This is a genomic window from Shewanella psychrotolerans (genome assembly GCF_019457595.1).
Lineage (GTDB): Bacteria > Pseudomonadota > Gammaproteobacteria > Enterobacterales > Shewanellaceae > Shewanella > Shewanella psychrotolerans.
This window is the reverse complement of record NZ_CP080419.1, coordinates 3,929,592-3,943,099: the sequence shown is the minus strand read 5'-3', so window position 1 is coordinate 3,943,099 and position 13,508 is coordinate 3,929,592. Positions and strand designations below refer to the sequence as shown.

The 13,508-nt window shown below is 46.3% G+C and carries 8 protein-coding genes, 3 tRNA genes, 3 rRNA genes and 1 pseudogene; 9 read left to right on the top strand and 6 right to left on the bottom strand.

Features of this window, described 5'->3' with window-relative positions:
- Positions 1–37: 37 nt before the first annotated feature.
- From K0I62_RS17355 to K0I62_RS17315, 9 genes and pseudogenes are all read left to right on the top strand, one after another.
- Positions 38–1,285 (top strand): malic enzyme-like NAD(P)-binding protein, encoded by a 1,248-nt coding sequence (locus K0I62_RS17355; RefSeq protein WP_220069281.1) that lies wholly within the window; start codon positions 38–40, stop codon positions 1,283–1,285.
- 278 nt (positions 1,286–1,563) lie between these two features.
- A pseudogene (locus K0I62_RS17350) lies at positions 1,564–1,996 on the top strand (integrase core domain-containing protein); the annotation flags it as partial.
- 126 nt (positions 1,997–2,122) lie between these two features.
- Positions 2,123–2,551 (top strand): FKBP-type peptidyl-prolyl cis-trans isomerase, encoded by a 429-nt coding sequence (locus K0I62_RS17345; protein ID WP_220069280.1) that lies wholly within the window; start codon positions 2,123–2,125, stop codon positions 2,549–2,551.
- Positions 2,552–3,312: 761 nt separating this feature from the next.
- A 16S ribosomal RNA gene (locus tag K0I62_RS17340) occupies positions 3,313–4,855 on the top strand.
- 369 nt (positions 4,856–5,224) lie between these two features.
- A 23S ribosomal RNA gene (locus K0I62_RS17335) occupies positions 5,225–8,118 on the top strand.
- Between the two features lie 103 nt (positions 8,119–8,221).
- Positions 8,222–8,337, top strand: a 5S ribosomal RNA gene (gene rrf / locus K0I62_RS17330).
- Together the 16S, 23S and 5S rRNA genes with 3 tRNA genes alongside form the textbook arrangement of a ribosomal RNA operon.
- Positions 8,338–8,373: 36 nt before the next feature.
- Positions 8,374–8,450 (top strand) — tRNA-Asp (locus tag K0I62_RS17325).
- 99 nt (positions 8,451–8,549) lie between these two features.
- Positions 8,550–8,640: transfer RNA gene (locus tag K0I62_RS17320), tRNA-Asp, on the top strand.
- 99 nt (positions 8,641–8,739) lie between these two features.
- Positions 8,740–8,830 (top strand) — tRNA-Asp (locus tag K0I62_RS17315).
- Positions 8,831–9,154: 324 nt separating this feature from the next.
- On the opposite strand, the gene mutT is transcribed toward K0I62_RS17315, so the two are convergent.
- The 6 genes from mutT to K0I62_RS17285 form a co-directional block, all read right to left on the bottom strand.
- Complete coding sequence (gene mutT / locus K0I62_RS17310; protein WP_220069279.1) at positions 9,155–9,547, bottom strand: 8-oxo-dGTP diphosphatase MutT; 393 nt, start codon at positions 9,545–9,547, stop codon at positions 9,155–9,157.
- On the bottom strand, positions 9,544–9,756 hold the full coding sequence (gene yacG, locus K0I62_RS17305; protein ID WP_220069278.1) for a DNA gyrase inhibitor YacG: 213 nt from the start codon (positions 9,754–9,756) through the stop codon (positions 9,544–9,546). Before yacG ends, mutT begins: the two co-directional genes overlap by 4 nt.
- Before the next feature lie 45 nt (positions 9,757–9,801).
- Positions 9,802–10,536, bottom strand: coding sequence for a cell division protein ZapD (gene zapD / locus K0I62_RS17300; RefSeq protein WP_220069277.1), 735 nt, complete (start codon positions 10,534–10,536; stop codon positions 9,802–9,804).
- Between the two features lie 7 nt (positions 10,537–10,543).
- On the bottom strand, positions 10,544–11,149 hold the full coding sequence (gene coaE / locus K0I62_RS17295; protein ID WP_220069276.1) for a dephospho-CoA kinase: 606 nt from the start codon (positions 11,147–11,149) through the stop codon (positions 10,544–10,546).
- A gap of 35 nt (positions 11,150–11,184) precedes the next feature.
- Positions 11,185–12,096: a prepilin peptidase gene (locus K0I62_RS17290; RefSeq protein WP_220069275.1), complete on the bottom strand. Its 912-nt coding sequence runs from the start codon at positions 12,094–12,096 to the stop codon at positions 11,185–11,187.
- A gap of 98 nt (positions 12,097–12,194) precedes the next feature.
- On the bottom strand, positions 12,195–13,472 hold the full coding sequence (locus K0I62_RS17285) for a type II secretion system F family protein (protein WP_220069274.1): 1,278 nt from the start codon (positions 13,470–13,472) through the stop codon (positions 12,195–12,197).
- Positions 13,473–13,508 lie beyond the last annotated feature (36 nt).

Below are 13,508 nucleotides of genomic sequence, written 5' to 3'. Positions count from 1 at the left end.
CTAAGATTCATTTGTCGCATTTTTCAGGATTATTAAAATGGCCGATTTCCGTCAACAAGCCCTTGACTACCATGAGTTCCCCGTTCCAGGTAAAACCGCTGTTAGCCTGACCAAGCCCGCAGAGACCAGTATGGATCTGGCTCTGGCATACAGTCCAGGTGTTGCCGAGCCAGTGCGCGAGATAGCAGCCAATCCTGATGATGCCTATCGCTATACAGCAAAGGGAAATACCGTTGCGGTGATCTCTAATGGCACGGCGATCCTTGGTCTGGGTAACTTAGGCCCATTAGCGTCCAAGCCTGTAATGGAAGGTAAGGCGCTGCTATTCAAACACTTTGCTAATATTGATGCGACAGATATCGAAATCAAACATCGTACCACAGAGGAATTTATCAATACTGTTGAGGCGATTGCCGATACCTTTGGTGGCATTAACCTAGAAGATATTAAGGCGCCAGAGTGCTTTGAAATCGAAAAGGCGCTAATTGAACGTTGTAATGTCCCCGTATTCCATGATGACCAACATGGTACAGCTATCGTTACCGCGGCAGGCATGATCAATGCGATTGAAATCCAAGGTAAGAAGCTCGATGAAGCCGTATTTGTTTGTATGGGCGCAGGAGCGGCAGCGATTGCTTGTATGACGATGTTAGTGAAATGCGGTGTGCAGCGTGAAAACGTTTATATGTTAGATCGTAAAGGGGTCATTCACACCCGCCGTGAAGATATCAACGAGTATAAGGCATTGTTTGCTAACAATACCGATAAACGTACCTTACAAGATGTGATTAAAGGCGCAGATGCATTTTTGGGCTTGTCAGGGGCAGATGTATTAACGGCTGACGATGTTAAATTAATGGCTGACAAGCCTGTAATTTTTGCGTGTTCTAATCCAGATCCAGAAATTAAGCCAGAATTGGCCCATGATGTACGCAAAGACCTGATCATGGGCACTGGACGTAGCGATTATCCAAACCAAGTGAATAATGTGCTCTGTTTCCCATTTATTTTCCGCGGTGCTTTAGATGTGCGCGCGTCGAAAATTAATGATGAAATGAAAATTGCTGCCGTTCACGCAATCGCATCATTAGCAAAAGAGCCGGTACCAGCAGAAGTACTTGCGGCTTATCCTGACGTATCAGAGCTTAAGTTTGGCCCTGACTATGTTATTCCTAAGCCTATGGATACCCGCTTATTATCTAACGTTGCTAAAGCTGTGGCGCAAGCGGCTATTGATTCAGGCGTCGCTGCGATAACGACTTTACCAGAGCATTACATGGCTTGATCATATAGCGCGTAATAAGAAAAGGGCCAAAGGGCCCTTTTTTTATTTTCAGCCCTAAACCACCTACTTCAGTAGGTGGTTATCATCATTTAGGCTTAGCCTGTAATTTGCATTGATGGATAGATGCAGTTACCCATCGTACGGGGCAGTGTAATTATTTTCCCAACGCTATAAGCAGGTTAAATAGAGCCAAAAATAGGTTGGGTAAATAAGTAGACGCTTTTGGCCCCCTTTGAGGGGGCTAATACAAAGCCACCTTCTTCAGAAGGTGGGCCGACCTATCGCTGATGACTGATGCATTTAGCCGTAAGGTTATGAGCTATGAACTCAGTAACGAGATGAAAGCAACGGATGTCGTTAAGGCATTAAAAAATGATGGCGAGTAATCGTCAATATTAGCACCGCGCTATTCGTCACTTGGATAGAGGGTTACAACACGGCTCATAGGTCGACCAGTCTGCACTGAAAGAGAATGATATTCGGGCATCAATGACAGATGGATAGGATTGTCACCAAAATGCATTGGCAAAGCGAATTAATGGTTTTTGAAGCAAGAGTTTTTGCTATATCCGTGTAGTAGCATAAATGAATTGAAACGGCTCGTTGAAGAGTCGGTATTTATATATAATCAGTGAGACCGCACTTAAGTTTGGGAATAAAACGCCAAATCAAGTGCACAAAAATGACCAGCAGCACACGCTAATGGTCTAATAAAAACCGTCAACTTATTTCAGGACGGGACAAGTAGGTTTTGATATTGAAAGTTACCTAAGTGAAAAAATTAACTATTCGATATACTGACTCGATTAATTATTCGTTGCGTTATGTAGGTATAAAATGGCTCGTAAACAAACATCAAGGTCAAAAGGCTCTTCTGGTAGTAACCGTAAAAATAGCGAACAGTTTCTCGAGAAGTTTAGCCGCCATCCCAATACAGTAGTCTGTGAATCAGGGCTTATGTATAAGGTTATAGAGTTAGTGGAAGGCTTGTATGTGAGTGAAACCGATACTGTAGTGATCAATCAACGAATTTTATTAGCTGATGGTAGTGTCATTGCAGATAGCTATCGTGAAGGTATGCCTGAAACTTTTGAGCTACGCGAAGCAATTGACGGCTTACGTGAAGGGATATTGCTGATGCCTATCGGTTCTCGTTATGAATTTGTTCTTCCTCCCGAGTTAGCTTGGGGGAAAAAAGGTAATGGCGGTAAAATAGGTGCAAATGCGGTGCTTCATTTTGATGTGAGATTAATCCGTACAGCTTAATTGTTATTACCGTTGTTTGATTATGGGCGTACTACAGCTGTACTAAATGCCTGTGCTTCATCATATGCTCGATAGTAAGATTAATGCCTATAGTGGAATGGATTGCATGATGAGCTGTAAATCATAAGTATATTACCACATTTTGTGGGTAAGTCTGTGCGTAACTAGTGCAAAGCATGTGCTTATATGAGGTATAAAAAATAAATGTAATTTTATTTAAAAAAGCGCTTGCGCCCATCCGAGAACTCCCTATAATGCGCATCCACTGACACGGCACAGCAGGCCAACGAGTTAGCGACAAGCTAGATTGTATGGGACTTGCAGCGGTGTTAGGGATTCAAAAAGCGTAAGCGATTTGAATTCGGTGATAGCGCTTTTAAGGGCTTCAAATGATGATGGCTGTTTAAGAAATCATCGCTTGAAAAACTTCTTAAAATTAGCACTTGACGCCAACAGCGGGAAGTGTAGAATACGCATCCCTAAGCCAACGACCTAGCGTCAACGGCGGCTAAATGAACGCGTTAAAACGTCATGTTAGCCACGCTCTTTAACAAGATGAAACAAGAAATCTGTGTGGACACTCACAGGTGTTGAGTTATTCGAAATTGCTTTTCTGTCTTCGGATGTAAAGCAATCAAAAAATTTTACTCAATGTAAGATGAGTGTTCATAGCAATATGTACAACATGTTAGAGATTCTTCCGAGTCTTTAATGTGGAATCAGAATTCATTGAGCCGAAGCTTTTAGCTTCAACAAAACTTTAATTGAAGAGTTTGATCATGGCTCAGATTGAACGCTGGCGGCAGGCCTAACACATGCAAGTCGAGCGGTAACAGGAATTAGCTTGCTAATTTGCTGACGAGCGGCGGACGGGTGAGTAATGCCTAGGGAACTGCCCAGTCGAGGGGGATAACAGTTGGAAACGACTGCTAATACCGCATACGCCCTACGGGGGAAAAGAGGGGACCTTCGGGCCTTCTGCGATTGGATGTACCTAGGTGGGATTAGCTAGTTGGTGAGGTAATGGCTCACCAAGGCGACGATCCCTAGCTGTTCTGAGAGGATGATCAGCCACACTGGGACTGAGACACGGCCCAGACTCCTACGGGAGGCAGCAGTGGGGAATATTGCACAATGGGCGCAAGCCTGATGCAGCCATGCCGCGTGTGTGAAGAAGGCCTTCGGGTTGTAAAGCACTTTCAGCGAGGAGGAAAGCTTAAGCGTTAATAGCGTTTAGGTGTGACGTTACTCGCAGAAGAAGGACCGGCTAACTTCGTGCCAGCAGCCGCGGTAATACGAGGGGTCCAAGCGTTAATCGGAATTACTGGGCGTAAAGCGTACGCAGGCGGTTTGTTAAGCGAGATGTGAAAGCCCCGGGCTCAACCTGGGAACTGCATTTCGAACTGGCAGACTAGAGTCTTGTAGAGGGGGGTAGAATTTCAGGTGTAGCGGTGAAATGCGTAGAGATCTGAAGGAATACCGGTGGCGAAGGCGGCCCCCTGGACAAAGACTGACGCTCATGTACGAAAGCGTGGGGAGCAAACAGGATTAGATACCCTGGTAGTCCACGCCGTAAACGATGTCTACTCGGAATTTGGTGTCTTGAACACTGGGTTCTCAAGCTAACGCATTAAGTAGACCGCCTGGGGAGTACGGCCGCAAGGTTAAAACTCAAATGAATTGACGGGGGCCCGCACAAGCGGTGGAGCATGTGGTTTAATTCGATGCAACGCGAAGAACCTTACCTACTCTTGACATCCACAGAATTTGGTAGAGATACCTTAGTGCCTTCGGGAACTGTGAGACAGGTGCTGCATGGCTGTCGTCAGCTCGTGTTGTGAAATGTTGGGTTAAGTCCCGCAACGAGCGCAACCCTTATCCTTATTTGCCAGCACGTAATGGTGGGAACTTTAGGGAGACTGCCGGTGATAAACCGGAGGAAGGTGGGGACGACGTCAAGTCATCATGGCCCTTACGAGTAGGGCTACACACGTGCTACAATGGCAAGTACAGAGGGTTGCAAAGCCGCGAGGTGGAGCTAATCTCACAAAGCTTGTCGTAGTCCGGATTGGAGTCTGCAACTCGACTCCATGAAGTCGGAATCGCTAGTAATCGTGGATCAGAATGCCACGGTGAATACGTTCCCGGGCCTTGTACACACCGCCCGTCACACCATGGGAGTGGGCTGCACCAGAAGTAGATAGCTTAACCTTCGGGAGGGCGTTTACCACGGTGTGGTTCATGACTGGGGTGAAGTCGTAACAAGGTAGCCCTAGGGGAACCTGGGGCTGGATCACCTCCTTACCTATACGACTAACTTAATGTTTGTTGAGTGTTCACACAGATAACTTGTTCTTGTTAGAGCAGGTGGCACGTCTTAACGGCGATGCTTGTTCTTTAAAAATTTGGAAAGCTGATAGTGTTGATGTGAAAGGGACTGTAATTACTTACATTGTAGGTGGTTATGGTTTGTAGCATTGACGCGAAAATTAAAATTGAGTTCTCAAACACTTAAATCAAGTGCCGAATCATTACCTTTAATTAGGATGATGATTCATGAGTATTCTTTTGGCGAAAGTAAACACCATTAGTTACGATACAACGTCCGAGCTTACCCGCTTGGATAGGATGTGATTTGTAGACATTAGTTTATGAAACTCATTTGGGTTGTATGGTTAAGTGACTAAGCGTATACGGTGGATGCCTTGGCAGTCAGAGGCGATGAAGGACGTAGTAACTTGCGAAAAGCGTTGGCGAGCTAGTAACAAGCATTTGAGCTAACGATGTCCGAATGGGGAAACCCGGCAGCATAAGCTGTCATCATTAAGTGAATACATAGCTTAATGAGGCGAACGAGGGGAACTGAAACATCTAAGTACCCTCAGGAAAAGAAATCAACCGAGATTCCCCTAGTAGCGGCGAGCGAACGGGGATTAGCCCTTAAGCGTAGAGGGTGTTAGTGGAATGTGTTGGAAAGCACAGCGGCACAGGGTGATAGCCCCGTACATGAAAACTAACTTTACGTGAAAACGAGTAGGACGGGACACGTGACATCTTGTCTGAACATGGGGGGACCATCCTCCAAGGCTAAATACTCCTGACTGACCGATAGTGAACCAGTACCGTGAGGGAAAGGCGAAAAGAACCCCTGTGAGGGGAGTGAAATAGAACCTGAAACCGTATACGTACAAGCAGTGGGAGCGGTTCTTGAGACCGTGACTGCGTACCTTTTGTATAATGGGTCAGCGACTTACATTTTGTAGCGAGGTTAAGCGAATAGCGGAGCCGTAGGGAAACCGAGTGTTAACTGCGCGTTTAGTTGCAAGGTGTAGACCCGAAACCCGGTGATCTAGCCATGGGCAGGTTGAAGGTTGAGTAACATCAACTGGAGGACCGAACACACGTATGTTGAAAAATGCGGTGATGACTTGTGGCTGGGGGTGAAAGGCCAATCAAACCGGGAGATATCTGGTTCTCCTCGAAAGCTATTTAGGTAGCGCCTCGAGCGAATACCATTGGGGGTAGAGCACTGTTAAGGCTAGGGGGTCATCCCGACTTACCAACCCTTTGCAAACTCCGAATACCAATGAGTACTACTCGGGAGACACACGGCGGGTGCTAACGTCCGTCGTGAAAAGGGAAACAACCCAGACCATCAGCTAAGGTCCCAAAGTTATTGCTAAGTGGGAAACGATGTGGGAAGGCTTAGACAGCTAGGATGTTGGCTTAGAAGCAGCCATCATTTAAAGAAAGCGTAATAGCTCACTAGTCGAGTCGGCCTGCGCGGAAGATTTAACGGGGCTAAGCAATACACCGAAGCTATGGGTACTAGCGCTTGCGCTAGTGCGGTAGAGGAGCGTTCTGTAAGCCGTTGAAGGTGAAGGGGTAACCCACGCTGGAGGTATCAGAAGTGCGAATGCTGACATGAGTAACGATAATGGGGGTGAAAAACCCCCACGCCGAAAGACCAAGGGTTCCTGTCCAATGTTAATCAGGGCAGGGTGAGTCGACCCCTAAGGCGAGGCCGAAAGGCGTAGTCGATGGGAAACAGGTTAATATTCCTGTACTTCTGCTAACTGCGATGGAGAGACGGAGAAGGCTAGGCTAGCGCGGCGTTGGTTGTCCGCGTTTAAGGCAGTAGGTGGTGCACTTAGGCAAATCCGGGTGCACATACACTGAGAGTTGATGACGAGGTTCTACGGAACTGAAGTAGTTGATGCCATGCTTCCAGGAAAATCTTCTAAGCTTCAGGTTAGCAGGAATCGTACCCCAAACCGACACAGGTGGTTGGGTAGAGAATACCAAGGCGCTTGAGAGAACTCGGCTGAAGGAACTAGGCAAAATGGTACCGTAACTTCGGGAGAAGGTACGCTCCTGTTGGTGATGAGACTTGCTCTCTAAGCTGACGGGAGTCGCAGATACCAGGTGGCTGCAACTGTTTATCAAAAACACAGCACTGTGCAAACTCGCAAGAGGAAGTATACGGTGTGACGCCTGCCCGGTGCCGGAAGGTTAATTGATTGGGTTATCTTCGGAGAAGCTCATGATCGAAGCCCCGGTAAACGGCGGCCGTAACTATAACGGTCCTAAGGTAGCGAAATTCCTTGTCGGGTAAGTTCCGACCTGCACGAATGGCGTAATGATGGCCACGCTGTCTCCAGCCGAGACTCAGTGAAGTTGAAATTGCGGTGAAGATGCCGTATACCCGCGGCTAGACGGAAAGACCCCGTGAACCTTTACTATAGCTTGGCACTGAACATTGACCCTACATGTGTAGGATAGGTGGGAGACTTAGAAGCAGGAACGCCAGTTCTTGTGGAGTCAACCTTGAAATACCACCCTTGTAGTGTTGATGTTCTAACTCTGGCCCCTGAATCGGGGTTGAGGACAGTGCCTGGTGGGTAGTTTGACTGGGGCGGTCTCCTCCCAAAGAGTAACGGAGGAGCACGAAGGTTGGCTAAGTACGGTCGGACATCGTACGGTTAGTGCAATGGCATAAGCCAGCTTAACTGCGAGACATACACGTCGAGCAGGTACGAAAGTAGGTCATAGTGATCCGGTGGTTCTGAATGGAAGGGCCATCGCTCAACGGATAAAAGGTACTCCGGGGATAACAGGCTGATACCGCCCAAGAGTTCATATCGACGGCGGTGTTTGGCACCTCGATGTCGGCTCATCACATCCTGGGGCTGAAGTCGGTCCCAAGGGTATGGCTGTTCGCCATTTAAAGTGGTACGCGAGCTGGGTTCAGAACGTCGTGAGACAGTTCGGTCCCTATCTGCCGTGGGCGTTGGATGATTGAAGGGAGCTGCTCCTAGTACGAGAGGACCGGAGTGGACGAACCGCTGGTGTTCGGGTTGTCATGCCAATGGCATTGCCCGGTAGCTACGTTCGGAATCGATAACCGCTGAAAGCATCTAAGCGGGAAGCGAGCCCTAAGATGAGTCATCCCTAGGACTTTAAGTCCTCTAAAGGGCCGTAGGAGACTACTACGTTGATAGGCAAGGTGTGTAAGCGTTGTGAGGCGTTGAGCTAACTTGTACTAATGACCCGTGAGGCTTAACCATACAACCCAAAAGGGTTTCTAACTAAGTGAATACTTAGCGAAAGAATACCGCACTTGATTTAGTGTGACTCAATTTTAAACAGCTTTTCAAATTTCCAATTTTGTCTGGAAACCATAGCATTGTGGCACCACCTGATCCCATCCCGAACTCAGAAGTGAAACGCAATCGCGCCGATGGTAGTGTGGGGTCTCCCCATGTGAGAGTAGGTCATTTCCAGGCGCCTAATTTAGTATCCCGCGTAAGCGTTTTACTAAAGGAGCGGTAGTTCAGTTGGTTAGAATACCGGCCTGTCACGCCGGGGGTCGCGGGTTCGAGTCCCGTCCGCTCCGCCAACATTACGATAAGCCCTAGCAGACATGCTAGGGCTTTTTCGTATTTGTTTCTCAGAGCAATGATAGCGACAGAGCGAGGTGATGTACGTCATTGCTAAAGGAGCGGTAGTTCAGTTGGTTAGCTTCTTTATAAACAGAAAGCGGCCTGTCACGCCGGGGGGCGCGGGTTCGAGTCCCGTCCGCTCCGCCAACATTACGATAAGCCCTAGCAGAAATGCTAGGGCTTTTTCGCATTTGTTTCTCAGAGTAATGATAGCGACAGTGCGAGGTGATGTACGTCATTGCTAAAGGAGCGGTAGTTCAGTTGGTTAGCTTTTTTATAAACAGAAAGCGGCCTGTCACGCCGGGGGTCGCGGGTTCGAGTCCCGTCCGCTCCGCCAACATTACGATAAGCCCTAGCAGAAATGCTAGGGCTTTTTCGCATTTTTTTCTCAGAGTAATGATAGCGACAGTGCGAGGTGATGTACGTCATTGCTAAAGGAGCGGTAGGTTAGCTTCTTTGAGTCGGCCCTTGCTACGCTATAGCGCCGTGTTCTTAGCGGCCGACTATCGTCGTACTTATCCACAAACATGAAAATGAAAGCTTCTGTAGCAATTCAGAGGCTTTGGTTCGGTGGTCATTATCAAAGTAGCCATGAATTCGTCCTTTCGATAAAGACCAAACTTTATCAAAAGGACAGCAGATAATATTGACAATATAGAGGCTATAAAGAGAGGAGCTTCTCGATAATGGGAGTATTGGCTGCGGGAAAGTTGTAATCTTTCAGTGTTTCTATGTCGGCCCAAGTAATAGGTTGCCCTTCAAGTCCCTTAGGTTCTCCAGAGAAATCTTTCACGGTATGAATATCTAATAGTACCTGTTTATCAGGATAATCGTGTGAAATGGTCATTAATGGCGTTGTGGATATGACCGCGAGATTCACTTCCTCTTTAAGCTCTCTGATTAAAGCTTCTGAGGTCGTTTCATTATTTTCAACCTTGCCACCAGGAAACTCCCATTTACCACCTTGATGAAGGTTATCGGGTCTTTTGGCCAACAAAATTTGATTTCGATTGTTGAATATCACGCCAACGGCAACATGAACTCTTTTCATCAATTGTCCTTAAAAAAATCGGCTTCGTCATACCCAAGAGAATCTAATGATTCGGCATCGAATTCGGGTTTAACTGGGATAGCATGTTTTTCAGATGCCCAGTCGCCGAGATCGATAAGTTTGCAGCGCTCACTGCAAAAGGGTTTGAATTTTGATTCTGCAGACCATTCAACTTGTGTTTGGCAGGTAGGGCAATTGACTACTGTAGGCATTAGGTTTCCATTAACACGTTTAACTGTGGGGTAATGGTAATCAGTTTAGCCGCAGGTTGCCAACATAAAGTCGATGGTTTTGTCGGAATGTTTTTGCTGTTCAAATAACACGAAATGGATAGCGTAGCGATGGCGATTACCACTGATGGTTGGATAGCAACCCTGAGAGGCATCCAGTTTAACTCGAATTAACGATAAGTCTTGGTTGCTGTTGCCTTGATAAAATCCAGCTACAGCGGTTGCTGGATTATAATCTGTAGTTTTTCTGGTGAGTTCAAGTAGCAGTGTTATCGGCGTGAGCAAACAGGTGAAATGCGCTATCCAAGTTTTATATTGTTGCTGACGAACTTCCCACGATTTTGCTAACCAATAATGGAGTTGTGGTAGGTCAAAGTTGCAACAAGCACCTGGCATTCCAAAGCGTTGGCGCAACGCCGATAAAAATCGATCTTGTTTTAATGCTTGTCCTGGACGGTCACTGCTGAGTAAACACTTACGCGCATCTTGTAGTTGTTCAACATAGGAAATCACCTGCTGTTCATCGATATGGGGCAGGCTTTGCCACTTTTTGAGGGTGATTAGCTGTTTGTCGATATCTTGGATGATTTCGCCGCGATAGTCACAACGCTCTGTTAAGTCACAGAGTGAAAAAAGAGGGTAAAAACATCGATGTTGATGATCTTGATCTAAATTGCTCTGCAGTTGATTGGCGAGATATTCAAGACGCAAATAGCTGCGAGTTTTCTCGTTAAGTGGCTGTTCATAGATCAATTCATTCATGACATTATCAAGTGCGATCTGCTAATTTTAAGTATTTATTATGTAATAAAGCGACCTTGCTTTTTAACGCTGATATCGTTCCTTGATTGTCGATGACATCATCAGCTCTTGCTAGTTTGTCAGCCCTGCTGGCTTGACTAGCTATTATATTTTGTACTTGTTCTGCACTGACAGAATCTCTGTCCATGGTACGTTTAGTTTGTAGTGCTGGCGAAATATCAACCACTAAGGTGCAATTAACTAACCTATCTAAACCATTCTCAAATAGCAAGGGGACAACTAAAATAGCGTAAGGTGAAGTCGCTTTTTTTAGTTGAGCGAGCATCTCTTCTCTAATCATTGGGTGAAGTAGACTATTAAGCCATTCTCGTTCTTGACTATTGCTAAAGATGCGTTCTCGTAATGCGGCTCTGTCTAGATCGCCTGTGGGGAGCAATATCGAGCTGCCAAAGTGTTCGACAATCTTGTTTAATCCTGTCGAGCCTTTAGCAACGACTTCGCGGCTTACTATGTCGGCATCGACCAATGTGACTCCTAATTCGGCAAACAGATTGGCGACCGTGGTCTTGCCACTGCCTATCCCGCCGGTGAGGCCTACGATAAAATTAGACATGGTCTAGGTTCGCTCTTGTGAGATTGAAATGATCATCAAAGTGTAGAGAGGTACCAGTTCACTATCTGCTCGCCCCAGATCATCGCTATCCAGCCAGCAAGGGCGATATAGGGACCAAAGGGGATTGGGTTACCAGAATTAATGCGTTTACTGATTATCAGCAAGACACCAACCAGAGCGCCGACAACAGATGATAGCAGTATGATTAGTGGTAGCAGTTGCCAGCCAAACCAAGCGCCAAAGACTGCTAACAGCTTAAAGTCACCGTAACCCATACCTTCCTTACCCGTAAGGAGTTTAAAGCCCCAGAAGACGCTCCATAAACTTATATAACCCGCTGCGGCACCGATTATAGCTTCGGTAGGCGACGTGAAGGTGCTATTTAGATTAATCAGTAAGCCAAACCAAAGTAGCGGCAGGGTTATTTGATCTGGCAGTAGCATTTCATCGAGGTCGATTCCAGTGAGTGCAATCAAGCCAAAGGTTAACAGTGTCGAAAACACAAACTGCTCGGTTGGGCCAAAATGGTAGGCTAAATAGGCTACCGCTAAACCTGTTATCGCTTCAATGATGGGGTAGCGAGCAGAGATAGCCGTTTTACAGCTGGCGCACTTACCGCCGAGTATTAGCCAACCTAACACTGGCAAATTATGCCAAGGTTTAATACTGGTTTTACATTTGGGACAGGCTGAGCCAGGCACTACAAGATTATATTTTTCGGGATAATCATCGATAGGTTTAGCAAGTTTGTCGGCGAACTCTTTTGGGATCGGTTGGTGATATTCACCAAGGTATTGATTGCACTCTTGTTGCCATTCTCGCTTCATCATCACTGGTAGGCGATGAATTACGACATTTAAAAAGCTGCCAATGGTGGCAGCGAAGATAAAAGCGAGTGCGGCAAACAGTAAAGGGTACAGCGCCATTAATTGGATAAATTGATTCATTATTATTCTTAAATTAATACATTCAATGTAGAGTTATAAATAACAGGGTCTCTTGCCCTGTTATTAGTTACCCTATTATTTACAAAAGATGTTAAGAGCTAGCCTACTACTTTACCTAATTGGAAGATAGGTAGATACATACCGACAATTAGTCCGCCGACTAAGGTGCCGATCACTACCATCATGATGGGTTCGATGAGACTCGATAATCCATCGACGGCATCATCGACCTGCATCTCATAGATGTTAGCAACTTTGTTAAGCATCTCATCGAGGCCACCCGATTCTTCACCTATCATCACCATCTGAATCAGCATATCGGGAAAAATCCCAGTAGTACGCATGGCGACATTCATCTGCATGCCTGACATCACTTCTTGTCTGACCTTTATCAAGGCGCTGCGATAGACATAGTTACCCGAGGCTCCGGCTGCAGATTCTAAGCCATCAATCAATGGTACGCCCGCTGCAAAGGTAGTAGCTAAGGTCCGCGCAAAACGAGCCATGGCAGCTTTATGCAGGATGAGTCCAATTGCAGGAATTTTTAAAACAAATTGATCGACTTTATTTCGGAAAGCCTGAGAAGTTAAATGTGCCCGTTTAAATGCAATAACGGTTGCGATCATGCCTATAACAAAGAAATACCAAGAGGATTGTAACCAACGTGAGATCCCGATAATCATTTGGGTAAAGGCTGGCAACTCGGCACCGAAGCCATTAAATATCTCTTCAAATTGTGGTACAACGAAAAGTAGTAATAGTGCTGTAACGGCTACAGCAACAACTACAACTGCCGCAGGATAAAACATCGCCTTCTTGATTTTTGATTTGAGGGCTTCGGCTTTCTCGCGATAAGTTGCGATGCGATCGAATACGGCATCCAGTGAACCAGAATGTTCGCCGGCACCCACTAAGTCTACGTATAGATCATCGAAATATTTTCTATGGGGCTTCAAGGAATCTGACAGTGGAATCCCAGACTGAACATCACTAACAATTGTCGCCAAAAGCTCACGCATTCTGGGTTTTTCGTGACCGCGTCCGAGCATTTCAAGAGTGGTTACAATTGGCACGCCCGCTGCCAGCATTGTTGCAATTTGCCTAGTCATCATGGCGATATCCATGGCGGTGATTTTGGGGTTGCTTTTAAACAGAGATTCAGGTTTTTTCCTGACGACTTTGGGGTTAACCCCTTGGGATTTGAGCTGAGCCTTTACCTCGTTAACAGATGTTCCGCGGAGTTCTCCTGAGGTTTTATTGCCATCGCGGTTGGTGCCTTTCCACTCGAAGGTGACGACTTTAGGTTGCGCCTTGGCCGCTTTTTGCTTTTTACTTTTTATTTGAGCCTTACTCTTAGCAAGTGATGCGGTTGCCATGATAAATCCTTATTCTTAAGGTGCTAGGATACTAGG

Bases quoted from the DNA above. Each gene is read 5' to 3' on its own strand.
- coaE (WP_220069276.1), bottom strand. From the start codon at position 11,149: ATGTCTAATTTTATCGTAGGCCTCACCGGCGGGATAGGCAGTGGCAAG.
- K0I62_RS17345 (WP_220069280.1), top strand. From the start codon at position 2,123: ATGGCTCGTAAACAAACATCAAGGTCAAAAGGCTCTTCTGGTAGTAAC.
- K0I62_RS17285 (WP_220069274.1), bottom strand. From the start codon at position 13,472: ATGGCAACCGCATCACTTGCTAAGAGTAAGGCTCAAATAAAAAGTAAA.
- yacG (WP_220069278.1), bottom strand. From the start codon at position 9,756: ATGCCTACAGTAGTCAATTGCCCTACCTGCCAAACACAAGTTGAATGG.
- K0I62_RS17355 (WP_220069281.1), top strand. From the start codon at position 38: ATGGCCGATTTCCGTCAACAAGCCCTTGACTACCATGAGTTCCCCGTT.
- K0I62_RS17290 (WP_220069275.1), bottom strand. From the start codon at position 12,096: ATGAATCAATTTATCCAATTAATGGCGCTGTACCCTTTACTGTTTGCC.
- zapD (WP_220069277.1), bottom strand. From the start codon at position 10,536: ATGAATGAATTGATCTATGAACAGCCACTTAACGAGAAAACTCGCAGC.